This window comes from Acidomonas methanolica (assembly GCF_004346035.1).
GTDB lineage: Bacteria > Pseudomonadota > Alphaproteobacteria > Acetobacterales > Acetobacteraceae > Acidomonas > Acidomonas methanolica.
Genome location: NZ_SLZN01000011.1, coordinates 70394 through 94630, shown reverse-complemented (window position 1 = coordinate 94630; position 24237 = coordinate 70394). Strand labels below are relative to the sequence as shown.

Here is a 24237-nt window from a genome sequence, read left to right as displayed (position 1 = left end):
CACAGGCCCAACACCATCAGACCGACCTCATGGTCGCCTGAACAAAAAAGGAAAACCGGGCCAGACCTTCCAACTTAAAATCAGCCATCACTGGTCCTCGGGAGGGCGCCACTTCATGGGCAAAGGGACGTCCTTCGGCACCGTGACACTGATCGCTCCGACGGATGTCATAACTGGCCCCGTGCAGACCATGCGCATCGACGGCGTGGACATCGAGTTCCAGCTTACGCCCGGCACCGAGGCGCCGGCGGAAATGAATCTTTATTTTCCTCAGTTGCGTGTGCTTTGCGCCGCGGAAAACGCAACGCACACGCTGCATAATCTTCTGACGCTGCGCGGCGCGCTCGTGCGCGATCCGAAGGCCTGGGCATTCTATCTCGGTCAGACATTGCAACGTTACGGCTGGCGCAGCGATATTCTCATCGCGCAACATCACTGGCCGACCTGGGGGCGCGAACGGATCGTCGAGATGTTGTCCGATCAACGCGACATGTACGAATGGCTGAACGATCAGACACTGCGACTGATCAACCGGGGATACACATCGCTGGAAATCGCCGATCGTCTCAAATCCCTGCCCGAGCCGCTCGCACGCAAATGGTATGCCCGTGATTATTACGGATCCGTCAACCAGAACGTGCGGGCCATCTACCAGCGCTACATGGGTTTTTACGACGGAAATCCAGCAAATCTCGACCCGCTGCCTCCGCTCGACACTGCCCGGCGCACGATCGCGTGGATGGGCGGAGTGGATGCGGTGCTGACGAAGCTGCGTGCGGCTTACGCGGCCGGCGATTATCGTTGGGTGGCCCAGATTGGCAATGAACTGGTTTTCGTTGCTCCGGAGAATGTCGCGGCACGCCGGTTGCAGGCGAATGCCCTCGAACAATTGGGATATCAGAGCGAGAACGCGACCTGGCGGAATATCTATCTGACCGGCGCACAGGAATTGCGGCTCGGCCGGTCGAAGGTGAGCATCACGACCGCTTCACCTGATATGGTGCGCACGCTGACCATACCGGATTTCTTTGACTACACGGCCGTGCGGCTGGATGGCGACAAGGCCGCCGGCAAGACCTTCACGCTCAACTGGTCCTTCGCGGACATCAATCAGCGTTACGCCATGACCCTGCGCAACAGCGCGCTCACCTATCAGTCGGATGTGCTGCATGCCCGGCCGAGTGCGTCGATCAAGCTGACCAAAGCCGTTCTGGACCGGATCAGCCTGCACGAGACGACGATGGCGCAGGCCCTGCGCGACGGAAGTATTCAGATCAGCGGTGATGCGACGGCCGTGTCGTCCCTATTCGGCATGCTCGATACGTTCGATCCGACGTTCAGCATCGTGACGCCTCCCGGAACCCCATAGGCGCTGTCTGCATTCTGGTCCGTCGAGTGAACCTACATCCGCCGCAGGACGAGCAGCGGCTTGCCGGCCGCATTCGAAAGCGCCATCCGGTCGCCGCGCGGTTCGACATGCCAGGAGACGACAGCCCCCAGCGCGTCCAGGAAGCGGCGTTCCTGTTCCATCGTGGAGGCCGGCATGCAGGCCATCTGCGTCACGGCCATCTGACCGAACGCGATCCTGTTGCCGGTCATGCTGGCCTCGCCGACGACGCGATTGCAGCCGCTGGTGCCGGAGATCGAGCCGTCCTTGTCAATCTCAAGGGTCGCCTGCGGGCCGCTCGTGATGTTCCGGCCCAGGATCGTCACCACTTGCCAGGAACCGACAGGCGGGGCGTCGACAGCCGGAGGCGCCGGGACGCGTTCGAGCACAAGATCGGTCTGATTGCGTCCGCCCTCAAGAACCGGATAGGCCGTCGTGGTGGTGAACCACATGCTGCCATCGACCGAGATCGTGGCCTGGAGCGTGTAGCGGTGGCCGGCCTGGATGGATTTGGGATCGAAGCGCAGACGATAGGGGATCGGCACCTGCCGATCAGTCTTGATGGTCGTGCTGGCGATCGTCGTGGACGGTGCGTCCGCCAGCGAGACGTCGATCAGACGAATTTCGGCAACGGCAGGCGGCAGGGCGATCCGTTCCCGATAGGTGATCGTGCCGCTCAGCGTCATGCGCGCCGCCGAGGCCGGCATGACCGACAGCGCAGCGCCGGAGAAGACAGCCAGTATCATGCTCCGGCGAAGCAATCGAATGGTCATTCTCGTTCCCTTATCAGCGGCAGCGTTCGTCCCTGTATTCCAGTCTTAACGGTTGGGTAGAGTAAAAGATCGGCCCGGCGTGTCGCATCGGGGATTCGTGGTCGCAAGAGAGAGGCTTGCGGCTTCTGGTGTCCGCCGGAGAGACCCTTCGCCCGCGCGTGCTCGATCTCGGCGAATGACGGCGTCGATCTGACAGTTCAACCTGGGAGATCAGTCGTCGCCTTTCATCCCCACCGAGACAGTCAGCGCATGCCACTGCGTGAAATCACGTTCCAGCATCGCGATTTCGCGTTGCGCGTAGCGGAACGCATCCTCTCCCAACAGAAGACAGCGTGGCGGGTCACGCGCCTCGACGGCTTTCATGATCGCCTGCGCCGCCAGAGCCGGATCGTTCGGTTCCTCGCCATGATGTCCGGTCAGAATCGTGCGGGCCTGATGCGCCGTTTCGGCATAGTCCGCGATATGATCGCGAGACTCCTCCAGCGCGCCGCCCGCGAAGCCGGTTCTCAGGCCGCCGGGTGCCACGTTGATCACCTTGACGCCCAGCGGTTCGACCTCCATGGCGAGTGTCCGACCGATACATTCCATCGCGAATTTCGTCGCGCCGTAAACGCCGGTTCCAGCCCACGCGGCCAGTCCGCTGACTGAAGTGATGTTGACGATATGCCCGGACCGGCGCGCCCGCATGGCCGGAAGGGCAGCCTTGATCACCGCCAGCGGCCCGAGGACGTTGACGTCGAAAATATCGCGAACCTGTCGGAGCGACGTTTCCTCGATGGCGCCGGTCAAGCCGTATCCCGCATTGTTGACGACGACATCCAGTGTCCCGGTCTCCGCCTCGGCCTCCCTGACAGCCTCGCCGACGGTGTCCTCATCGGTGAGATCGAGTGCGATGACGCGCAGACGCGCGCCGAATCGTTCCTGAAGGTCAGGGGCCGCCGTCCGCTGACGCGACGTTCCCACGACGCGGCCGCCGGCAGACAGGACCGCCTCGGTCAGCGCATATCCGAGACCACTCGAAATGCCTGTAATGAACCATGTTTTCATCATCGCGCCATTGCTCAGAAGCTGTATCCAATCGTGCCGACGAACTGACGCGGCGCAATATATTGTTCGCTGGTCTGGTATGTCCCATACGGATCGGTAAATCTCGAATTCACGCCTGCCATATTGGTAAGATTGGTGGCGGCGAAAGACGCGCGCCACTGGCTGGCGTTAGGCTTGTATTCGAGAAAGGCATTGAAAATGAAATAGGCGGGGACATGGTCGATCAGGGGATTGTCGATGATCCGGGCCGCGTAGTTGCCGCGATAGATATACTGCCCGCGCGTCAGGAGCGTGCCTCCGAACACGTTCCAGAGATACGACGCCGACAGGGAGGCCTGTACGTTCGGCATGCCGGGCGCCTGATGGCCTTTGACGTTTGGCGCCAAGGCCTCGACGGCGGCCCAGCAGGCGCTGTTGTAGTACTGCCCGCCGTAATTGCAGGCAGGAGACGACGCGTACGCCGCGTTGACAGTGGAGGCGTCGAGCGAATGGTAATTCGACGCGATGCGGCTTTTCTCCAGTGTCAGCGAACCGTCGATCCTCAGGCGTTCATGAAAGGCCAGATAGGCGCTTTCCATCTCGATACCATAGAGATTGACTTTCGGAACGTTGGCGATGCCGTAGGCATAGGGGTACGGGTCGTCCGCGATGTACTGCATATTTCGATAATTCGCGTAAAACGCGGCGATGTCGAACATGAACTTATGGTGGAAAAACCAGTTCTTCGCACCGATCTCGTAGTTGAGAATGCGTTCGGGCTTGAATTCCTGGCTGATGACCTTCGCATTCGGATTTCCGTTCACTCCGCCGGGCTTGTAGCCCGTCCCTACGGAGAAATAGACCATGCTCTCGATGCCTGACGAGGGGTGCGACAGATCGTAATCGAGTTCTGCCTTCCATGTGGGGATTCTGGTCGAAAAACTGTGCTGGCTCGAACTGTTTCCGTAAGCCGAAAAGGTGTTGCTGTTCGAACTGTAGCGATCGTAGTTGAAACGCGCGCCCCCCTTGAGGTGAAGGCGATCGGTGATGTGATAGCCAAGCTCGACATAGGGCTGGACGGCAAGGCGCGTCGCCGTCTGCTTGTCCCCGTATTTCAGGGTGGATGGCGCGTCGGTCATGAGATGGTCGGGCACCGGATAGTTCGGCCACCCCGTATAATCCTTGCCGTCAAACTCACTGACATAGGCGTGACCTCTTTGTCCCATGAGGAAAAGGCCCAATTGCCAGTCAAGCGGCGTCGTCTTGCGCGACTTGAGTGTGATCGTCTCGGAATAATTGTTCATCGTATTGTTATTGTTCGGCAGGACATCATACACGCCGAGTATGCGCTCCGCGAGACGGGCATTGTCATATTGCTCATGCTCACGCACGTGCTGGGCCGCCGTAATGGACGTCAGTTCGACCAGAGACGTCCTCCAGTCAAGATTGAGGTGATAGAGAGACGTGGTCAGCGAACTCCGGGCGGGATAATCCTGATTCACGACGCGGGGATTGGTCGAGGGATCGAGAATATTCTTCTGCTCGGCGCCATGGGGCGTGGAGTTGTACCATTGTCCCGTCAGCGTCGCCGTGAAATTTCTGACGGGCTGCCATTTGACGGCGAGCTTGCCGGCATTGTCCTGAGCGTCATCGAGATCGTAGCGTCCGAGATACGGCGACGTCGTGTGGGCAAAACCGGTATGAGTGTAAGACTGGAACGACCCGCGAATGGCCAGGTTGCTGGTGATCGGCACGTTGAGCTGCGCACGTCCGCGGGCCAGATTGTAATTGCCGCCGGACGCCTCGATTTTTCCTGAAATCCGGTCGAACGTCGGATCCGCCGTGGTGATGACGATCGCCCCGCCCGGTGCGCTCTGGCCGTACTGGGTCGCCTGCGGTCCACGATAGACCTCGATGGAATCGAGATCGAAGAACGTCTGGTCCAGAGACACGGAGTTTGCGATATAGACGCCGTCGATATAGACGGCGACGCCCGTGGATGTCGTGAGCGTGTTCTGCGCCGTCTGCATGCCGACGCCGCGAATCTGGATATTCGTCTGGTATCCTGCGGTTTTGGCGATGTTGAGGCCCGGTGCGAGCCCGTTGAGGCCGGAGAGGCTGGTCACGTTCTGGCGGTCCAGCGTCGTGGCGCTGATGGTCGTCACCGAGGTCGGCGTTTTCTGGACATCGACGGTGCGCGCGGCGACCCGGACCTGGATGGTCTCCGACTTCGCGGAAGTCTTCTCCTGCCCTTTCGCGGTCTTGCCGGCCGATACCTTCTTCCCGTCCTCCACACTGCTGGCCGTCTTGTCCGACGCCGTCCTGGCGTCGGCCTGGTTCGCGAAACCCAGAGAGACGACAAGGGATAGGGCGCTGCTGTTCAGCGCGACATGACGGAGCCACGACCCTGTGCGCATGAGCTTCTCCTTGCGTTGCATTCTGCCACCGCAGGCGCGAACCGCAACTGCAGCATATGAGAGAGAGTAGTGGGCGTCGGAGGCGACCTTCTTGCTTCTGGCGTCCGAGTTGTGTTCCGAAAACGAAATAAGTTTCCTCATTAATGTCCCGGCGAATCAGATGTCCAGAACAAGACGGGGCGTTTTCGCGCCCGAGCAGCAGATCATCATGGTTTCGCCGCGCGCCTGCTCCTCGGCCGTCAGCACGCTGTCGCGATGATCCGCGATTCCCTCGATCACGCGCGTTTCGCACATGCCGCATACCCCTTCGGCACAGGAAAATGGGGCGCAGATGCCTGCCGCGCGAACGGCTTCGAGAATGGTCTGGCCCGCATGCACATGAACGGAACCGCCGCTTTTGGCCAGGATGACCTCGAAGCTTCCTTCGGTCGCAGGGGCCGCAACGGCCGTGAAATGCTCGCGATGCCGTTGCGAGTCCGGGAGGCGCGCGAAGGCGCGATCGAACGCCTCCATCATGCGGGCCGGTCCACAGCAATAGACATGCGTGTCCGATCTGCACGTGGCTGCGACGGCGTCCAGAGACAGGCGCGCCTGAGCGTCAACTGGGAAATATGTCGTCAGGCGGGCAGCGGCCCGTTCGCGGATCTCCGCGAGAAAGGCCGCCTCCTCCGCGCCGGAGGCGGCGTAATGCAACTCCCAGGAGGCGCCCATCTGCGTCAGGCGCTGTACGAACGACCACAGGGGCGCGATGCCGATTCCCCCTGCGATCAGCACATGATGCGGCGCAGGCTCGAACAGTGAAAAACGGACGCGCGGCGCGCCGACGTTCAGGATGTCGCCTGTCGAGAGGTTTTCATGCAGCCATGCCGACCCGCCCCGGCTGTGTGACTCGCGCAGGACGGCGATTTCATAGGCATGATGGGTCCCCGGCGGACTGGTCAGGGAATACTGACGGATCAGGCCGTCTCCGGCAGGAACATGAACGTCGATATGCGCCCCGGCGACCACCGGCGCGAGAGACGCGCCTTCCGTGGGTTCGAGCGTAATGCCGACAATCCGCGGTGTCAGCCGAGCCATCCGGGTGACGCGCATCGGCAGGACTGGATCGGTCATGGAAAATTCGCCATCGCCAAAAGAGTGAAGAAGCCCTTTGCTGACAATCATGGGCGGTCCCACAAAAACAAGACCGGGAAAGACCTTGTGCGCGCGTGTCAAGGATTGGGGCGCTCTGGCACAATTTGCCGCCGCGTCTTGTCGTTATGATGTTGCGATTATGCATTGTTCCGACATCGAAGACAGCACCGCCCGGAGGTATCGTCATGGTTCTTATGTGTGATTCAGGCTCCGCACGCCCGCTCGTCGCGCCCAAGGCCCTCCATCACCTCAACGCCACGCCGCAGAATGTGCATTGGGGGTATTTCGATGCCGCTCTCGCTCCGGCGCTCGTCGTCGAATCCGGCGACCTGATTCAGGCCGAGGCGCTGACGCATCACGCGGGCGACGATCCCGCCCTGCTGATGGACGACGCCATGCATCAGATCTGGCGCGCGATCCCCGAAGCCGACCGCGCTCCCGGCGTGCATCTGATGACCGGCCCGATCTATGTCCGCGACGCCAGGCCGGGCGACATGATCGAGGTGCGCTACCTCTCCATGACCCCGCGCTTTCGCTACGGTTCAAATCTTGCGGCGCATTGGGGGCAGCTCTATTCCGAACTGGGCGAACGCGAACGCGTCACGATCTATGGCCTCGACCCGGCGACCAACACAGCCGAAGCGCTCTACGCCTACGACGTCCGCGAGAAATATCTCGTCCCCGGCCGGATCACGGCGTGTCCCGAATGCGACCGCCAGCCCGCACTGGCCGGAGTGCGCGTGCCCGTCCGTCCCCATCTCGGCACCGCGGGCGTGGCGCCTGACGCGCCGGGACGGGTGAGCACCATTCCTCCCGGCCTTCATGGGGGCAATATCGACAACTGGCGCATCGGAGCGGGCGCCACGATGTATTACAAGGTGCAGGTGGATGGTGGGCTGTTTTCCATCGGCGACCCGCATATCAGCCAGGGCGACGGCGAGATCAGCGGCACGGCCATCGAGGCCTCGCTCGACGTGCTGTTTCAGGTCGTGCTGCGCAAGGATTTCACCTTCCGCTCTCCGCTTCTCGAAACGCCGGATCATTTCATCGTCCACGGCTTCGGCGACACGCTCGACATCGCGGCCAGGGAAGCCTCCCTCGACATGCTCTCGCTTCTCAAGGAGGCAGGGCTCTCCTCCGACGATGCCTACTCGCTGCTGTCGATTTCCGGCGATCTCGCCGTGACGCAGGTGGTGGACGGAACGGTCGGCACGCACATGAAGATCCGGCGCGACATTCTCCCCGGCCGCCGAAAATCCTGATCCCCGCCGCAAGGAGCCCGCCCATGAGTTCAGCGATTCCCAGGCGCGACGACATCAGGCTGATGATCGCCTGCACGATGGGCGCGATGGCCGGCGTCACGCCGGTGGTCATGATCACGTTCGGCCTGTTTCTCGCCTCGATCTCCGACGCGTTCCACTGGTCGCGCGGCTTCGTCAGCATGGCGTTTCTCATGCTCTCGCTCGGCATGGCTGTCGGGTCGCCGATCGCGGGGCGTCTCTCCGACCTTTACGGCACGCGACGCACGATCCTCGCCGGTTTCCTGATCTATGTACCCGCCCTGGCGCTGGTCGGCCTGCTGCCGGCCAACCGTTTCGCGTTTCTGGTACTGTTCGGGGCCATCGGCCTTGCGGGAGCACTGCCGAGCACGATGATGCTGGCGCGCGTCGTCGCCTCATGGTTCGACGCGCGGCGCGGCGTCATGCTCGGCCTCATGGCGGGACTGGGCAACGGCATCGGCGCGAGCGTCATGCCGGCCCTGGCGCTGTGGATCATGGCGCATGCCGGCTGGCGCGCGACCTATCCGTTGCTGGCCCTCGCCATTCTGCTGGTGGCCTTTCCCGTCGCTTTCATCTGGTTGCGCGATGCGCCGATGCCTGTGGCGTTGCCACGTGTCCGCGCCCGGGAAGTCCCGGCGGACGACATCGTCTTTCCGCCGGAAGCTTCCGGCGCGCCATCCCGACAGGACACGCTCGGCAGCGCCGCGCGTCGGCCGCTCTTCTGGATCATCCTGCTGACCATCGCGTCCGGCGCGGGCTGCATCACCGCCCTGATCGCCCATCTCGTCCCGATTCTGACGACACGCGGCATTCCGGTTCCGAAAGCCCTTCTGGTCATGTCCGTCATGACGGGGACCTGCGCCGTCTGGCAGGTCGTCATCGGTCATATCATGGACCGCACACGGGCCGGGCGCGCCATCACGCCGTTCTATCTGGCGGCGTTCGCGGGCGTCCTGCTGCTCCAGAGCCCGCATTTCATCGTCATCGTGGCCGGGGGCTTCGCGGTCGGCGTCGCGATGGGCACGGAGTTCGGCGCGCTGCCCTATGTGGTTTCGCGCTATTTCGGACTGGCCGCCTATGGCCGGATCGCCGGTGCGATGTATGCGGCCGTCATGCTGGCGCAGGGGATGACGCCCGTCCTGATGGATATGTCTTACGACCGGACGGGAGGCTATGGCTGGTCGCTCCATGCCATGACCGTCATCTTCGCGTGCGGCAGCCTCGCGCTGTGCGCCCTGCCGGTCTACCCGGAACGGGCGGCCGGTCCGGCGGCCTGATCAGCCCGCGTTCCAGGCCGTCACGATGTCCCGGGTCGTGACGGGTGTGGCGCAGTGCGTCGAGAGGATCGCCAACGCGTTCTCATGCGTCGTCACGTCGAAGGCCGCGCAGGCGTCGCCGGCGATGAACACGTCGAAATCGCGATGAAAGGCATCGCGCGCAGTGGCGTCCACGCAGCAATCGGTCGTCAGTCCGCACAGAACCAGGCTCTCGATGCCGTCCGCATGCAGGCGCGCCTCCAGATCCGTGCCCGCGAAGGCGCTGTAGAGCAATTTCTCGACCTGCCGGTCTCCAGCCGCCGGGACGACGCGATAGTAATCCATGCCGGGCGTGCCGGCGCGGCAGATCGCGATGCCCTCCGCCATCCCGGAGCGCGCCATGAAGCGTTTGAGGGCGCGGGAATCGGTTTCAGGCCGCGTGACTACACGGACGAACCATGGCGTGACACCGGCCTTGCGCGCGGCTGCGATCAGCGTCTCGGCGTGGGAAATGGCGCTCTCGACCGGCTCGAGCGCCATGCCGGCATGGGCCATGGCAAAGCCGGGCGCGCCGAAATCGTTCTGGATGTCGATGACCAGCAAGGCGGTTCGGGAGGGCGGGATATCCTGAGGCGAGAGCATCATGCCTCGTCCCGCAGGCGAGGCCGCCGCAAGAAGGAAACGGCGATCGTAAGCGCCAGCCCCAGCGCGCCGAACGCGATGAAGATCGCGCGAAAGCTGCCGGTGCTGTCATGGATCGCGCCCCCGAACCAGGGACCGAACGCCGCCGCCGTCGAGATCAGGCACATCGTCGCATAGAGTTCGAGATTCTGCCGCGTGCCGAAATATTCGAGCAGCAGCATGGGGCTCGCCACGTAGGACAGGCCCACCCCCAGCCCCATCGTCAGCACGAAGACACCGAGCGTCAGGCTGCTCTGGGGAAGCAGGAGATCGACGGCCGCAAGCGTCATGGCGCCGGTGGCCGCGACCGTGAGGACGCGCGCGCCCATGATCCGCCCGACCTCACCGGCGAGAAAAGATCCGGCCGCCGCGAAGAACGCCACAAGCGACATGATTTCGGCGGCATGCGCCGATGACAGGCCATGTTCCGTGAAGTGCTGGACCGAGAAGCCATGCAACGTCGTGCTGATGGCCAGGCAACCCGTATAGGACGCGACGATCACCCAGAACGCCGGAACGCTTAGCGCTGCCCTGGCGGGCCAGCCCGCGGTGCGGATCGTATCGTCATGGGCATGACCGAAATGAATGCCACGCACCACGAGCGCCGCCGCCAGGCCGCAGAGACCCGTCGCCAGAGCACAGAGCCACCAGAAGGGACGCCAGGCATGGAAAACGTCGTTGACGCCGAGATAGAAAAGCGGCCCGGCGATCGAACCGAGACCGCCGACGCCAAAATAAATCCCCATCGGGCGGCTCGACTGCTCGAAGAGATTGGCCACGACATAGGTGCCGGGAACCGTCCCGCCGATCGTGAACGCGCATCCGATCAGCAGCGTCCCCAGATCGTATTGCAATTGGCTCGATGCGCAGGCCAGCAGCGAAAAACCCAGACCCAGCAGGATTCCGGCGGCCACCAGCGTCGCGACGATCCCGAAACGCCGGATCGCCATGGCGGGCAAGGGGCTGGTCAGGCCGCAGGCGAGGCCCAGCAGCGTGAAGCCGAAACCGGCATCGCTCCAGCTCAGCCCGAGATCTCTCACCATCGCGGGCAGGACGACGCCGAGCGCGTTGAACGACCCGGCCATGAGGAAAAAATAGAGCGCCGTCACGGCGGCCAGGGCGAAGAACCGCCGGACCGCCGACGGGACGACATGGTTCGCGGGCGTCATCGCGACGATATCCTCACTGGGAACGGCGAGAGACATGGGACGGTTCTCCACCTCACGGACCCTTTCCCGAGGGAAAAAACCAGGGTCAAATTGTCCGAAACGCCGGCCGTGAACGCTCCTGCGGCACGGCCGGGCCTCTCTCGACGCTAGACCGCGCGGCAGGGATATTCTTGCGCCATGCGAACGGATTATATTCCGATCGCGCAACTTCGACAAATATGGCGCGGCCAGAAACTGTTACAAACTTTCTCCGGCGCAGCCCTCCGCCTTGTTCCGTTCCGACCAGGCCTTGCGATAGCGCGGCACGAGCCATGTGTTGAACAGGCGCTGCGCGCCTTCCTGCCAGGAATATCGCCCGCGCGGCGCGAAACGTGACCGCAACCCGATCTGCACCATCTCGTCGACATGCAGATCCTGATCGATGATCTCGCTCGCCGCCAGAAACCCCATGGCCATTTTCTGCTCATAGGCCGGGTCCGCCTTGGCGCGCGGCGCGGTCAGCACGCCCTGATCGACGCGATGACTCTCGGGGCCGTCCGCACGCAGGATGAGATAGATCACCGAATCCACCGTCATGACGAGCGAGAGAGTCGGCGGCACGTTGGCGAACACCATGCGATGGCGTTCATCGGCGCTGAGGCCCGGAAAGACCGGCAGGACCGCGCGCTGTGTTGCGTTGAAGGCGGCGTCGGGGTGCAGCGTGCGGTTCGTGCGGTAGTAGCCCGCGGTGTCGCCGGGCAGATCGTCCGGAAATTCCGCGAGTTCGCTGGGGATGAAATCATGCAGCGGCCCCTGATGCAGCTTGCTGGCATGGTAGCCGTCATTGTTGTTCTCGAACATGACCTTCCAGTTCCAGGGATAACGCTGCTCCCCGGCCGGCTTGTCTCCTGTGGCGTTCGACAGATCGTAGCCGCGCAGCACCTCCGACACCTTGGCGAGGCGCGGGGCGAGCGGTGCCGCGTCCTTGTCGAAATTGACGAAGACGAATCCTTCCCAGATTTCGAGCGCGAAGACGGGAAGGTTGAAGTCCTCCCTGTGAAACTTGCAGGACCGTTCCATCGCGGGCGCGGCAGCCAGCGAGCCGTCCAGCGCATAGGTCCAGTGATGATAGGGGCAGACGAAGGCGCGCGCCTTGCCGCTGCCCTCCGCGACCAGCATGGCGCGATGCTGGCATACGCTGGACATGGCGCGCAGGACGCCGTCGCGACCGCGCGCGACGATCAGCGGTTCGTCGGCGATGAAGGAGGTGAAATAGTCGCCCGGGCCGGCGGCCCAGGACTCACGGCCGACGCACAGCCACTCCTTCGCGAAGATCGCCTGTTTTTCGAACTCGTAGAAGGCGGCGTCGGTATAGCAGAGCGGCGGCAGGCTCTCGGCTTCTTCCGTGGGAAGGATGGAGGTTTCCATTGCGTCGAACAGGGCGTCGTCGAGGGGAAGACTCGTCATGGTCAATCCAGATCACAAGGGGAGGGGATCAGAAAGGCTTGTCGCCGGCGACGGTCACGCGGAAACCGGAGCGCGTTCGGGGGAAGTAGTCCCAGATCGCCTGATGCTGCGTACAGCGGTTGTCCCAGAACGCGATGGAGTTCGGCCGCCACCGGAAGCGCACCTGGAAATCCGCCGCCATGCAGTGCCGATAGAGCATGTTCAGCACGGCATCGCTTTCGAGCTTGGAAAGCTGCGGAATTCTAGTGGTGTAGGACTGGTTCACGAACAGGCATTTGCGGCCGGTTTCGGGATGCGTCCGCACGACCGGATGTTCGCTGCACGGAAACGTCTTGCCGTTGTTGCCGACGATCGGCCGATACACATGCTCGCCGTCATGAATCGCCGTCAGACCGGCGAGAAACTGCCGCATCGGCTCGGAAAGGGCCTCATAGGCCGCATACATCGACGAAAAACACGTATCGCCGCCATAGTCCGGCACGATCTTCATCGTGAGGATGCTGCCCAGCGGCGGCTCGGCATTGCACGAGAGATCGGAGTGCCAGTTCTCGCCGGCGACGAATTTGGAGTCCGCATCGGCGTGGATGGCGACGACTTCCGGATAATCGGGCAGACCCGCCACGCCCGAATGGATCGCCAGTTCTCCGAAGGCGCGACCCAGACGCAGATGATCTTCATGCGAGATCGGCTGATCGCGGAAGAAGATGACCTGATGACGCAGAAAGGCCGCCCGCAGACCTTTCAGCGTGGGCTCGTCGAGCGGGCGCGTCAGGTCCACCCCCTCGATTTCCGCGCCGATCCGCGCGGTCAGCGGCCGGGCGATGACATTGCCTTCAAGACAGATCGCATTCATTCACTGAACCTCCGAAGCCGCCACGCCGCAGACCTCGATCGCGGTCCGGGCGTAGAGCAGCGTTGCCGTCACGAAATCGTCGAGCGTCGGCCGCCAGCGGCGCGGCCCGAACGTGACCGCCGGAATCCCCGCGCGGTTGTAGACATTGTGGTCGCGCCACATGGAGGCATAGACCGGATCGGCCACCTCCGGCTCCGCCCCGCGCACCGCGCGGCTCGCCGTGGCGATGGCCCCGAGCAGCGGCGAAACCGCACCTTCGTCCGCGACGGCTCCCTGACGGTAAGCGACGCAATCGAGCGCGTGCGGGCCGATCCCTGCGAGCACGGCCTCCATCTCGCGACGGACATCCTGCACGCGATCGACAGCCGAAAGCCCGACCTCGACGTAAAGCGCGCAGACGCCCGTCCCGCCGCCGAGCGCGTAGGGCAGGCCGCCGCGAACGGCCCCGATCTGGACCCTGGGGATCGTCGTTCCCCATGCCGTCTCGAAGCGATGGTCCCGCTCGAAACGCGGCGCCCAGGCGTGAAGCCGCGCGATCGCGTCGCCCAGCCGGTAGATCGGGTTGGGATGGCCTTCCAGCGGCAGTGCTGTGTCGAACAGCGGCGTGAAGATCTGTTCGCCATGGAGGCTGAGGCGGAAGATCGCATAGCCCGCCCCCTGCGCCGTGACCGCGAAGTCGGTGCCCTCGGCGGCGATCATGAAATCCGGGGCCATGCCGCCATTGGCCAGAAGATAGGCCGCGCCGACATCCTTGCCCGATTGCGCCACGCCCGCGCGCCCGTCCACCGGGTCGGGGCCGATCTCGCCGGGACAGGCCGCCAGATGCAGGCATCCGGCCAGACGGATGTTGGCCTGCCGGATCAGCGAGGCGGCCGTCAGGAAGCAGGCCATCGGTCCGCGATCATTGGCCACCGCCGCCCCGGTGAAAACCCCGTCCCGCTCCGCCACCGGCTCTTCCGGCGGGGCGCCCGGCGGCACGCACCAGCGCGCATCCGCAGGGTCCAGACCGCCTTCAGTGTCCAGATGCGATGCGATCAGAAGATCGCGCGAGGCCGTCGCGGCGGGCGCATGACCGCCGATGCTGCCCACCACGTGGAAACGTTCCGGCACGGCGGTCACGCGGCGCGGACGGAAGCCTTCCGACGCCATCCATCGCTCGACATACTCTCCCGCCTCGCGCTCATGACCCTGGGGCGAGGGAATGGCGCACAGTTCGAGGATGCGCCGACGCAGCACATCGCGGTCCAGCAGTGCGTCGAGACGCCGTGTGAGCGCGTCGGTCATGCGCCGTAGCGCGCCCGCAGCGCGGGAAGGACGTTCCGGGCCAGTTTTTTCAGACCGTCCTCGTAATCCGGGAAGATCAGCATGAGGCCGTCGAGATCGGTGTCGTCGATGATCTGTTCGATACGCCTGACGATCGTCTCCGCCGATCCCGCGATGTGCGGCGCCATGAACCCGGTGCGCGCCCGCGCCGTCATGGCGTTCTCCTTGCCGATCTCGGCGTCGATCACCCCGTAGGCGCGCAGCATGTTGCGAAACCCTTCGGCGTCAAAACCGTCGCGGAACACATCCATCATCGCGTCCGCCTCCGCATCGGTCTCACCCTGGACGATGATCGCCATCGCGTAGGTCCGCAGGCGACGCCCGGCGGCCCGGGCCTTTTCCTTGGCGCGCCGGCTGATGGCCCGCATCTCCGCGTCGTCACGCCCCCCGATGAACAGTGCGTCCGTGTTGTGGATGGCGAACTCCATGCCCTTTTCGGACTGACCGGCAGCCACGATGAAGGGGCGAGGCTTCTGAAGCGGCTTGGGTTCCGAGATGCAGCGGTCCAGCCTGACGTATGTCCCGTCGAGCGTGACTTCGCCGTCTTCTTCCCAGAGGCGGCGAATCGCCTCCATCCATTCTGCGGCATAGTCGTAGCGCGCATCATGTCCCAGCGTCTCGGGCCATACGCCCATCTGGGCGAACTCGTCCCTGAACGCGCCCGGCACGACGTTGAGGCCCGCGCGTCCGTTGCTGACCTGATCGAGGGTCGCGATCATCTTGGCGACGACGGCCGGATTGTGCAGCAGCGTCTGGAACGTGGTCCAGATCTTCACGCGCTTCGTCTGGGCGGCCAGCGCGCTCATCAGGACGGTGGAATCGAGCGCCACATCCCACTGACGGTTCGCTCCGCCATAGCCGCGGAACTTGGCCATCGACATGATGAAGTCGAGCCCGATCTCCTCGGCCAGCAGCGCGGCGCGCCGATTATAGTCGTAAGAGCCGTCGATCTTCGGCGCGGTCGTCGAGAGAATCCAGCCCCCGTTGGCGATCGGCATGAAAATGCCGAAATCCTTCCCCCCATTTTCCGACGGCAGGTCAAACACCGGGGATGAGATCGTGGGCATGAGGCCCCTCCTTCCTGCTGGTCAATCGTTTCGAAAACCGATCGCAAAATCCACCGGAATATTACGCATACGCGACGCCCGGTTTCTTGTCTGAATGTGATGCTCATTTGTATGATCCCATGCGACTGGCAGGAGATCAAAGTGCAACCTTGGACGTTCGACCTTGCGGATCATACGGATCAGCCCGCTGCGAGCGTATGGCGGCAGACGCTCGCGCGCCTCTCGCTTCCGGAAGCCACTCTCCTGCCCATGACGGCTGCGGAACGTCACGCCGATCCCCGCCAGCGCATGATCGGGCGGGTCACTCAGGTCGTCACGCCGCTGGGAATCGAGATCACGCGCCTGACCGGCTCGCCGCAGCGCATCGCGGGCTGCTATTCGGCGCAGACGGACGGTGTATGGCTGGCGATTCTGCTTTCCGAAGGCGACTCGGCGGACGGTTCTCCCGCCACGCTCGCCTCGAACGGCAAAAGCTGGCCGCTCGGTGTGGATGCCATCGGTTGCGGCCCTCTGGCGGTGGACGCCGTCCTGACGCTTCCACGCTCGTTTTCGATGCTCTATGTGCGGTTGCCGAGGCTGGCGCTGCATTTCCGGCTGCTGGCGCCGACGCCGCTGCGCGTGGGCGTGCTCGACCCGACGCCGGGCATCCGGCGCGTTCTGGCAGGTTTTCTCCGGTCCCTCGGCCAGTCGCTCGAAGCGATGAACGACCGGCAGCTCCGGGCCATCGAACTCGCCCTTTCGGAACTGCTGATCGGCTGCGTCCTGAGCGATCCGGCCTATGGCGGCGGCGCTCCGCCGACCAGTCGCCGGATCGCTGCCATGCACAGCCTCTGCCAGCTCATCGAATCGGAACTGACCGACCCGGACCTGACCATGACGGCCATCGCCCGAAAGCACGGCATCTCGCCGCGCGGATTGCAGAAGCTCTTTGCCGCGACGGGACAGAATTTCAGCCAGTATCTCCGCCAGCGCCGTCTCGCGCGGTGCCATGACGATCTCGCCAGCCCCCTCTCGGCGCACCTGTCGATTTCCGAAATCTGCTTCCGCTGGGGCTTCAACGACGCCGCGCATTTCAGCCGGAGCTTTCGTCAGGCCTACGACATGACCCCGCGCGAATGGCGGCGGGCGTCGCTCGATTCCGCCGTCGACGAGTGAAAAGCCGCGTCATGAAAGGCGACGCCTGCCTGATTTTCGGGAGCCTGCGCCGACATCCCGCCCAGAAGATCGAAATCCGGCGGGGCGATGACGCGCCGGCCGGACAGAAAACAGGACGCTCGTGACGCCGGGCGAGGGGAGGCGGCCGCCCGCTGATTCTCCCGCTCTGCGCGACGGCTTTCCGTCGACGAAAACGCTATTCGCGCGTATAGTTTTCCGGAATGGCCGGGTTCGGTCCCGCCTTGCCCCAGAGGAGAATTTCATTCCCCCACGGGTCCATGAAGGCGTGGTTGTAACCGTTGAAGGTGGACCAGTAATGATCGCGCCATAATTCCGTGGCTCCACGTGCGACCGCTTCCTTGAGGATGCGCTCCGCCGTGTCGTCGTCGCCGATCAGCAGCCATACACGCGGCTTGCGGCCCTCGATCGACAGGGCGCGCGGCGCGGTGCCCTCAGGCTGCGGATGAGGACGTGCGTTGTCGGCCTTGAAAATGCCGATATGCAGATTGCCGATTTCGCTCTCCGTGCCGTCAGGATTGCGGAACTGGCCGCCCGGCACCATGCGATGATAAAGTCCCTCCGGTCTGGGGTCGTTCCGCCATCCGAACACGTCGGCATAGAACGTCGCGGCGGCCGACGGATCGTCAGCCGGAATATCGACGAAAATCAGTGTATCAGGCATGAAACCCCGCAAATGTGAAGCATCGGAAAAAAGCGCGTCGCGTGTCAGACGGGACGATCGCCCCTGACCCAGAGACGATGCATCGTCCGGATATATTTCGTGTCGTCGAACAACGTGCCGGTATGCAGTGTGCAGCGATTGTCCCACATCAGGAGGTCGCCAACCTGCCATTTATGGCGATAGACGAATTCTTCCGCCGTCATGAACGCCACGAGGTCCTCGAGAAGCGAAAGATCCTTGGGGTCGTCCTGCCCGAGAATTTCCGTCACCGTCCCGGTCGAAGGCCACAACGCGCGGCGACCATCCGTCGGATGCACGCGGATCAGCGGATGGACGACATCCGGATTGTCGCGGATCTGCTCGGGCGTCAGTTCGCGCCGCTGGTGCTCGCGGGTTTCCATGAAGTGCCGGTAGGAATGGTGCAGTCTCAGCTTCTCAAGCGTCGCCCGACGCTCCGGCGACAGCGCGTTGTAAGCCGCCACCCCGTCGGCGAGGAGCGTATCGCTGCCTTCCGCAGGCACTTCGACCGCATAGAGCATGGTGCTCATGACCGGCTCTTCCTTGTAGGAATAATCGGTATGCCAGCCGACGCCGTCATTATGCGCGCCGATCGGTCGCCCGTTTTCGACCCGGTTGGACAGCACGTAGATTTCCGGGAAACCGGGGAGCGTGAAGTCCTGAATCGTATGGCCCTCGGGCGTTCCCACCCGCCGGATGAAACGCATGAGGTCCGCCGGACCGAGCGTCTGGCCACGAATGAGGAGCGCGCCGTGCCGGTTGAACGCATCCACCACCGCATCGAGCGTGGCGTCATCGGCCTGCGCGATATCCAGCCCGACGATCTCCGCGCCGAAGCCTGAGCCGGGTTTGAGCGGAGCGATGCGCAAGGACGTTCGAGTGACCGCCGGGTCCGCCATGGTCTGCTTCTCCTCTGGATTTTGCGGCGACATGAGTCACCGTATATCGTTTCGATATAGGCATTTCCCCGAAGGCCGCGCTTGCCTGAATGCGACACAAACTAGCTTGCAACAGAAACTTCCCCGACGACGCCATAAGAGCCACTTGGCGCGTCGGCAGCGCCACGGCCATTATATTTCAAACGCCGTCATCGGCGAATCTGAAACGGGGAGGTAACGATCCATGCGCATGCCTGTCATATTTTTCGGCCACGGGAGCCCGGTCATCGCCTTGCAGGACAATGCGACCACCCGACTCTGGCGACGCATGGCCCTGCGCGTCGAGCAGGACTACAGACGCCCCCGCGCTATCGTCGCCGTTTCCGGCCACTGGCTCACACGCGGCGTCGGCGTCACCGCCATGGCGCGCCCGAGGACCATCCATGATTTCGGTTCGTCCCTGCCGCGGCCCCTGTTCGACATCCAGTATCCCGCGCCCGGCAGCCCGGCGCTTGCCCGCGAGGTGGCGGCTCTTCTCGCGCCCGAGCCGGTCGTGCTCGATGAAAGCCAGTGGGGGCTCGATCACGGCACATGGTCGGTCCTGTGCAAGGCATGGCCCGATGCCGACATTCCCGTCGTGCAGCTCAGCCTCGATATCCGTCGTTCTCCCTTCGATCATTATGAACTGGCGCGCAAGCTCAAACCCTTGCGCGACGCGGACGTGCTTGTCATCGGCACGGGGAACATCGTCCATAATCTGCCGCGCATGAACTGGGGCGCGCAGGATTGCGAACCATATTCCTGGGCCAGGGCGTTCGACGATCACATCGTCCAGGCCATCGCGGCGGCCGATGTCCAGGCCGTCATCGAGTATGAGGCCTTGGGAGAACCCGCCAAGCTCGCCGTGCCCTCTCCTGATCATTACTGGCCCTTGCTCTACGCGCTCGGCGCGGCGGACAAGGACGATCCGGTCGTCTTCGAGCCGCGTCACATCGAACACGGCTCGCTCAGCATGACGAGCATCGGCTGGTGGCCGAAATCATGACCGAACCCGTCTCGTCCCAGGCCTTCCGCGCCGCCATGAGCCAGTTGGGCGCGCCTGTCGTCGTGGTCACGACGGACGGCCCGGAAGGACGGCACGGGCTGACCGTCTCCGCCGTGTGCAGCGTCAGCGACACGCCGCCGACGCTGCTGGTCTGCCTGAATCGCGCCAACCGCTCCTATCCTGCGTTCGTGGGCAATCGCGTGCTGGGCTTCAACATTCTCGGGGAAGGAGATCAGGCGCTGGCCACCGCCTTCGCCAACTCACGCCTGCGGTCCGAGGAACGCTTCGCCCACGGCGCATGGCACCGGGCCGTCACGGGCGCGCCCCTGCTCGACCGGGCCGTCGCGTCCCTCGACTGCACCGTGGAAGCGGTCCATATTTCCGGCACCCATGATGTGCTTCTGTGCCACGTCAGGGCCATTCGACAGGGTGCGGAGGAAAGCGATGCACTGACATGGTTCGATCGGCGCTTTCATGCGCTGCCCAGAACAAGGGCCGTGGAGTGAAGTCCCCATTGACAGAGGGCCGATCCCGCGCGCCCCTCTCCGGCGCGGCGTCCTTCCGTCTCCGCCGCCCCTCCCCCGATCGGCCGGAGCCTGCTTGAAAACGGAGTTGGAGCGTGGAATGCTTGCCGTCCGGCGCGGCCCTGTCGCGGGAGACGACAAGAACGGGACGGGATAGGTCTTCGATGGCAGCGGTTCTGAGACGAATGTCCTCCGGACGGACCCTCCGCTCGCCCGGAGGCGGATCGAAGCCGGTCATACGGCGACCGGCCAGATGGGAGAGGCATGCGCCCTGAACGGGAACGACCCGCCATGCGCCGCGACGGCTTTCGAGACCGCCGCCATCCCCGAAATCCGGCCATAAGCCCGGGGTCTGTCCTCGGCGCCTTGGCATGATCCCGATGGTCCGGAAAGCGGCTGAAGCCGAAGCTGCGGAATGTCTCTCCACTGTGCCGTCAGGCGGGCGTGCACGGGGCATGAACCGGTCGGAGTTCATGAAATTGATATACGTGTCGATCGTCCCTTGCTTTTTTCGTCCCGCACGTCTTCAATAACTAAAAATTAACGGTTTTGAAGACGTTTTGCGCTTGTAGACATGCAGGATATGGGAAGAAAAATTGGCTATGCCCGGGTGAGTACGGTCGGGCAGACACTGGACTCCCAGATAGAGCAACTCCATGCCAGCGGATGTCATGTCGTTTTCAGGGAGAAAATCAGCGGCGCCGTGGCGGCGCGGGCGCAACTCGACAGCCTGATTGCTCAGTTGGAGGAAGGTGACGTGGTCATCGTCACGAGAATTGACCGGCTGGCGCGCAGTACGTTCGACCTGTTTGCAATCGTTCAGAGGATAGATGCACGGAAGGCGCAATTCTTCTCCCTGTCCGAGCCGTGGGCGGATACGTCGTCGAGCGCCGGGCGGCTGATGCTGGCCGTGCTGGGGGGTGTCGCCGATGTCGAGCGCGACCTGATCCGCATCAGAACGGCCGAAGGGCGGCAGCGTTCGATCGCGTTGGGCAAGCGCATGGGGCGTCCGCCGCTTCTCTCCGGCAAGGAGCGCGACGACATGAAGCGCCGGCGTCTTGCCGGCGCGAGCGTCGAGATGCTGGCGACGGAGTTCCATGTGAGCAGGAGCGTCGTCTCGCGGGTATGCAATGGCGGCGACAGCAACAGGTCGCGCCGGCGTCCCGACGCGGTGCGGGCCGTGCGTCCGCTCGGGATGTCAGGGGGATGATGTTCCCTTGGCCGGACGCGCGGCGGCGGCGCGGGCCTTTTTTCGCCGGGCCGGCAGCATCGGGCTGAGAAATCTTCCCGTATAGCTTTCGGGGCAGGCGACGATGTCCTCGGGTCGGCCTTCGATGACGATGCGGCCGCCGCCTTCGCCGCCTTCGGGGCCGATGTCGATCAGCCAGTCGGCGGTCTTGATGACGTCGAGATTATGCTCGATGACCAGCACCGTATTGCCTTGATCCACCAGCGCGTGCAGCACGTCGAGCAGCTTGCGGACGTCCTCCATGTGCAGCCCGGTGGTCGGCTCGTCGAGAATATAGAGCGTGCGGCCGGTGGCGCGACGGGCGAGCTCCTTGGACAGTTTGACGCGCTGCGCCTCGCCGCCCGAGAGCGTGGTGGCCTGCTGGCCCAGCGCGACGTAACCGAGCCCCACCTGCTGGAGGACGGCGAGACGGTCCCGGATGCGTGGAACCGCCTGGAAGAAGGGCAGCGCCTCGTCCACCGTCATGGCCAGCACGTCGGCGATGGATTTGCCCCGGAATTTCACCTCCAGCGTCTCGCGGTTGTAGCGCTGGCCCTTGCAGGTCGAGCAGGTGACGAACACGTCCGGCAGGAAATGCATCTCGATCTTGAGCACGCCGTCGCCCTGACACGCTTCGCAACGGCCGCCCTTGACGTTGAAGGAGAAGCGGCCCGGCTTGTAGCCGCGCGCCTTCGCTTCCGGCAGTTCGGCGAACCAGTCGCGGATCGGCGCGAAGAGATCGGTATAGGTCGCGGGATTGGAGCGCGGCGTGCGCCCGATCGGGGACTGGTCGATCTCGATGATCTTGTCGAGATGGGCGAGTCCCTCGATGGCGCGGTAGGGGAGCGGCGTCTGGCCCGACCCCATGAGCTGGCGGGAGAGCGCTTTGTAGAGCGTGTCGATGACCAGCGTCGATTTGCCGCCGCCCGAGACGCCGGTGACGGCGATGAAGCAGCCCAGCGGGAAGCTGGCCGTCACGTCGCGCAGATTGTTGCCGGTCGCGCCGACGAGCTTCAGCATCCGCTTCGGATCGACCGGTCGGCGCGTCTCCGGCACCGCGATGGCGCGGCGGCCGGAGAGGTAGTCGCCCGTGATGCTTGCGGTGTTCCGCGCGACCTCGTCCGGCGTGCCGACGGCGATGACCTGCCCGCCATGCATGCCCGCGCCCGGCCCCATGTCGATCAGCCAGTCGGCGGCGCGGATCGCGTCCTCGTCATGCTCGACGACGATGACGGTGTTGCCCAGCCGCTTGAGCCGGTCGAGCGTTCCCAGCAGCCGCTCGTTGTCGCGCTGATGCAGGCCGATCGAGGGTTCGTCCAGCACGTAGAGCACGCCTGTCAGCCCCGACCCGATCTGCGAGGCAAGGCGGATGCGCTGGCTCTCGCCGCCGGACAGCGTCGCGGAGCCGCGCGAGAGGGTGAGGTAATCGAGCCCCACATCGTTGAGGAAGTGCAGCCGGTCGGTGATCTCGCGCAGGATGCGGCGCGCGATCTCCGCGCGCTGGGGCGTCAGCGTCGCTTCGACGCCGGAGAACCAGCCCAGCGCGCGGCGGATGGTGAGGTCGGACGCCTCCGCGATGTTCATCCCGCCGACCCTGACGCTCAGCGCCTCCGGCTTCAGGCGTGCGCCGTTGCAGGCATGGCAGGGGTGATCGGACTGGTAGCGCGCCAGTTCCTCGCGCACCCACACGCTGTCCGTCTCCGCCATGCGGCGGCGAAGATTGGTGATGACGCCCTCGAACGGCTTGGTGATGCTGTACGCCCGGCGGTCATCCTTGTAGGTGAATTCGATTGGCGCCGGGGCGCCGTTCAGGATGGTTTCGCGCGTCTGGACTTTCAGCCGATGCCAGGGCGTGTCCATGGATTCGCCGAAATGCGCCGCGATGGACCGCAGGGTCTGGGTGTACCATGGGCTCTTGGCGTCGTCCCACGGGGCGACCGCGCCTTCCGCGAGGGAAAGCTTCTCGTTGGGGATGACGAGATGCTCGTCGAAATGCGTCTCCGTCCCGATGCCGTCGCAGACCGGGCAGGCGCCCATCGGCGCGTTGAAGGAGAACAGGCGCGGCTCGATCTCCTCCAGCGTGAAGCCGGAGACGGGGCAGGCGAATTTGGCGGAAAAGACGATTCGTTGCGGCTCGCCCTCCTCGCCCTCGCGTTTCACTTCCTCGGCATAGGCCAGGCCGTCGGAGAGGGCGATCGCGCTTTCGAAACTGTCGGCGAGACGTGTTTCGATGCCGGGTTTGACCACGATGCGGTCGATGACCACCTCGACCGTATGGCGCAGCTTGCGGTTCAGATGCGGCGCCTCGGCGATGTCGTGGAGCTGGCCGTCGATCTTGACGCGCGCGAAGCCCTTGCGTTGGAGTTCGGCGAGTTCCTTGCGATATTCGCCCTTGCGGTCGCGGATGACGGGCGAGAGCAGCATCAGACGCATGCCTTCCGGCAGGGTCATGACGCGATCGACCATCTGGCTGACGGTCTGCGCCTCGATCGGCAGGCCGGTGGCGGGCGAATACGGCACGCCCGCGCGCGCCCAGAGCAGGCGCATGTAGTCATGGATCTCGGTGATGGTGCCGACGGTCGAGCGGGGGTTCTTTGAGGTGGTTTTCTGCTCGATGGAGATGGCGGGCGAGAGTCCCTCGATCGAATCCACATCCGGCTTGCCCATCAGTTCGAGGAACTGCCGGGCATAGGCGGAGAGACTCTCGACATAGCGCCTCTGTCCCTCGGCGTAGATCGTGTCGAAGGCGAGCGAGGACTTGCCGGAGCCCGACAACCCGGTGATGACCGTCAGCGCGTCGCGCGGAATGTCGGCGTCGATGTTCTTCAGATTATGGACGCGCGCGCCGCGGACGCGGATGGCGGCTTGGGAAAAATCGGTCATCAGCTTCCGGGG

The 24237-nt window shown here is 64.0% G+C and carries 20 protein-coding genes; 7 read left to right on the top strand and 13 right to left on the bottom strand.

Annotated elements, in window-relative coordinates:
* Window positions 1–115 precede the first annotated feature (115 nt).
* Window positions 116–1369 carry an alkyl/aryl-sulfatase gene (locus EDC31_RS10030; protein ID WP_207912120.1) on the top strand — a complete coding sequence of 418 codons (1254 nt, stop codon included), beginning with the start codon at window positions 116–118 and terminating at the stop codon, window positions 1367–1369.
* A gap of 32 nt (window positions 1370–1401) precedes the next feature.
* Here EDC31_RS10030 and EDC31_RS10025 read toward each other — a convergent pair whose 3' ends face one another.
* The 4 genes from EDC31_RS10025 to EDC31_RS10010 form a co-directional block, all read right to left on the bottom strand.
* The gene (locus tag EDC31_RS10025; protein WP_081797644.1) at window positions 1402–2160 is read right to left on the bottom strand and encodes a YbaY family lipoprotein; all 759 of its coding nucleotides are present in this window, start codon (window positions 2158–2160) and stop codon (window positions 1402–1404) included.
* Window positions 2161–2370: 210 nt separating this feature from the next.
* Window positions 2371–3210, bottom strand: a complete 840-nt coding sequence (locus tag EDC31_RS10020) for an oxidoreductase (RefSeq protein WP_215740278.1) — start codon at window positions 3208–3210, stop codon at window positions 2371–2373.
* Window positions 3211–3221: 11 nt separating this feature from the next.
* Complete coding sequence (locus EDC31_RS10015) at window positions 3222–5603, bottom strand: TonB-dependent receptor (RefSeq protein WP_239641688.1); 2382 nt, start codon at window positions 5601–5603, stop codon at window positions 3222–3224.
* 156 nt (window positions 5604–5759) lie between these two features.
* Window positions 5760–6716 carry a PDR/VanB family oxidoreductase gene (locus EDC31_RS10010; protein WP_239641687.1) on the bottom strand — a complete coding sequence of 319 codons (957 nt, stop codon included), beginning with the start codon at window positions 6714–6716 and terminating at the stop codon, window positions 5760–5762.
* 206 nt (window positions 6717–6922) lie between these two features.
* Here EDC31_RS10010 and EDC31_RS10005 point away from each other — a divergent pair, with 206 nt between their 5' ends.
* Both EDC31_RS10005 and EDC31_RS10000 read left to right on the top strand, forming a co-directional pair.
* Complete coding sequence (locus tag EDC31_RS10005; protein WP_042059629.1) at window positions 6923–7999, top strand: acetamidase/formamidase family protein; 1077 nt, start codon at window positions 6923–6925, stop codon at window positions 7997–7999.
* Between the two features lie 23 nt (window positions 8000–8022).
* On the top strand, window positions 8023–9294 hold the full coding sequence (locus EDC31_RS10000) for an MFS transporter (RefSeq protein ID WP_042059628.1): 1272 nt from the start codon (window positions 8023–8025) through the stop codon (window positions 9292–9294).
* On the opposite strand, the gene EDC31_RS09995 is transcribed toward EDC31_RS10000, so the two are convergent.
* From EDC31_RS09995 to EDC31_RS09970, 6 genes are all read right to left on the bottom strand, one after another.
* Window positions 9295–9918, bottom strand: a complete 624-nt coding sequence (locus EDC31_RS09995; RefSeq protein WP_042059626.1) for a cysteine hydrolase family protein — start codon at window positions 9916–9918, stop codon at window positions 9295–9297. It lies immediately after the preceding gene.
* Window positions 9915–11159 carry an MFS transporter gene (locus tag EDC31_RS09990; protein WP_052511971.1) on the bottom strand — a complete coding sequence of 415 codons (1245 nt, stop codon included), beginning with the start codon at window positions 11157–11159 and terminating at the stop codon, window positions 9915–9917. Before EDC31_RS09990 ends, EDC31_RS09995 begins: the two co-directional genes overlap by 4 nt.
* A 201-nt stretch (window positions 11160–11360) precedes the next feature.
* Complete coding sequence (locus tag EDC31_RS09985) at window positions 11361–12569, bottom strand: aromatic ring-hydroxylating oxygenase subunit alpha (RefSeq protein ID WP_052511968.1); 1209 nt, start codon at window positions 12567–12569, stop codon at window positions 11361–11363.
* A 28-nt stretch (window positions 12570–12597) separates the two neighbouring features.
* Window positions 12598–13422 (bottom strand): TauD/TfdA dioxygenase family protein, encoded by an 825-nt coding sequence (locus tag EDC31_RS09980; protein WP_042059623.1) that lies wholly within the window; start codon window positions 13420–13422, stop codon window positions 12598–12600.
* Window positions 13423–14706, bottom strand: coding sequence for a zinc-binding metallopeptidase family protein (locus EDC31_RS09975; protein WP_042059621.1), 1284 nt, complete (start codon window positions 14704–14706; stop codon window positions 13423–13425). It lies immediately after the preceding gene.
* Window positions 14703–15812, bottom strand: coding sequence for an LLM class flavin-dependent oxidoreductase (locus tag EDC31_RS09970; protein WP_042059619.1), 1110 nt, complete (start codon window positions 15810–15812; stop codon window positions 14703–14705). The genes EDC31_RS09975 and EDC31_RS09970 overlap by 4 nt, the downstream gene beginning before the upstream one ends.
* A 141-nt stretch (window positions 15813–15953) precedes the next feature.
* Between EDC31_RS09970 and EDC31_RS09965 the strand changes: the two genes are divergently transcribed.
* Window positions 15954–16967 carry a helix-turn-helix domain-containing protein gene (locus tag EDC31_RS09965; RefSeq protein ID WP_042059648.1) on the top strand — a complete coding sequence of 338 codons (1014 nt, stop codon included), beginning with the start codon at window positions 15954–15956 and terminating at the stop codon, window positions 16965–16967.
* A gap of 196 nt (window positions 16968–17163) precedes the next feature.
* Here EDC31_RS09965 and EDC31_RS09960 read toward each other — a convergent pair whose 3' ends face one another.
* Complete coding sequence (locus EDC31_RS09960; protein ID WP_042059646.1) at window positions 17164–17649, bottom strand: VOC family protein; 486 nt, start codon at window positions 17647–17649, stop codon at window positions 17164–17166.
* 44 nt (window positions 17650–17693) lie between these two features.
* Entirely contained in the window at window positions 17694–18566 is an 873-nt protein-coding gene (locus tag EDC31_RS09955; RefSeq protein WP_042059642.1) for a TauD/TfdA dioxygenase family protein, read from the bottom strand.
* Window positions 18567–18789: 223 nt separating this feature from the next.
* Here EDC31_RS09955 and ygiD point away from each other — a divergent pair, with 223 nt between their 5' ends.
* From ygiD to EDC31_RS09940, 3 genes are all read left to right on the top strand, one after another.
* A complete protein-coding gene (ygiD, locus tag EDC31_RS09950; RefSeq protein ID WP_042059616.1) occupies window positions 18790–19590 on the top strand; it encodes a 4,5-DOPA-extradiol-dioxygenase in 801 nt (266 codons plus the stop codon).
* On the top strand, window positions 19587–20096 hold the full coding sequence (locus EDC31_RS09945; RefSeq protein ID WP_042059615.1) for a flavin reductase: 510 nt from the start codon (window positions 19587–19589) through the stop codon (window positions 20094–20096). The genes ygiD and EDC31_RS09945 overlap by 4 nt, the downstream gene beginning before the upstream one ends.
* A 628-nt stretch (window positions 20097–20724) precedes the next feature.
* Window positions 20725–21324, top strand: coding sequence for a recombinase family protein (locus tag EDC31_RS09940; RefSeq protein WP_370648427.1), 600 nt, complete (start codon window positions 20725–20727; stop codon window positions 21322–21324).
* Here EDC31_RS09940 and uvrA read toward each other — a convergent pair.
* A complete protein-coding gene (gene uvrA / locus EDC31_RS09935) occupies window positions 21313–24225 on the bottom strand; it encodes an excinuclease ABC subunit UvrA (RefSeq protein ID WP_042059614.1) in 2913 nt (970 codons plus the stop codon). The two genes, EDC31_RS09940 and uvrA, sit on opposite strands and share 12 nt — an antisense overlap.
* Window positions 24226–24237 lie beyond the last annotated feature (12 nt).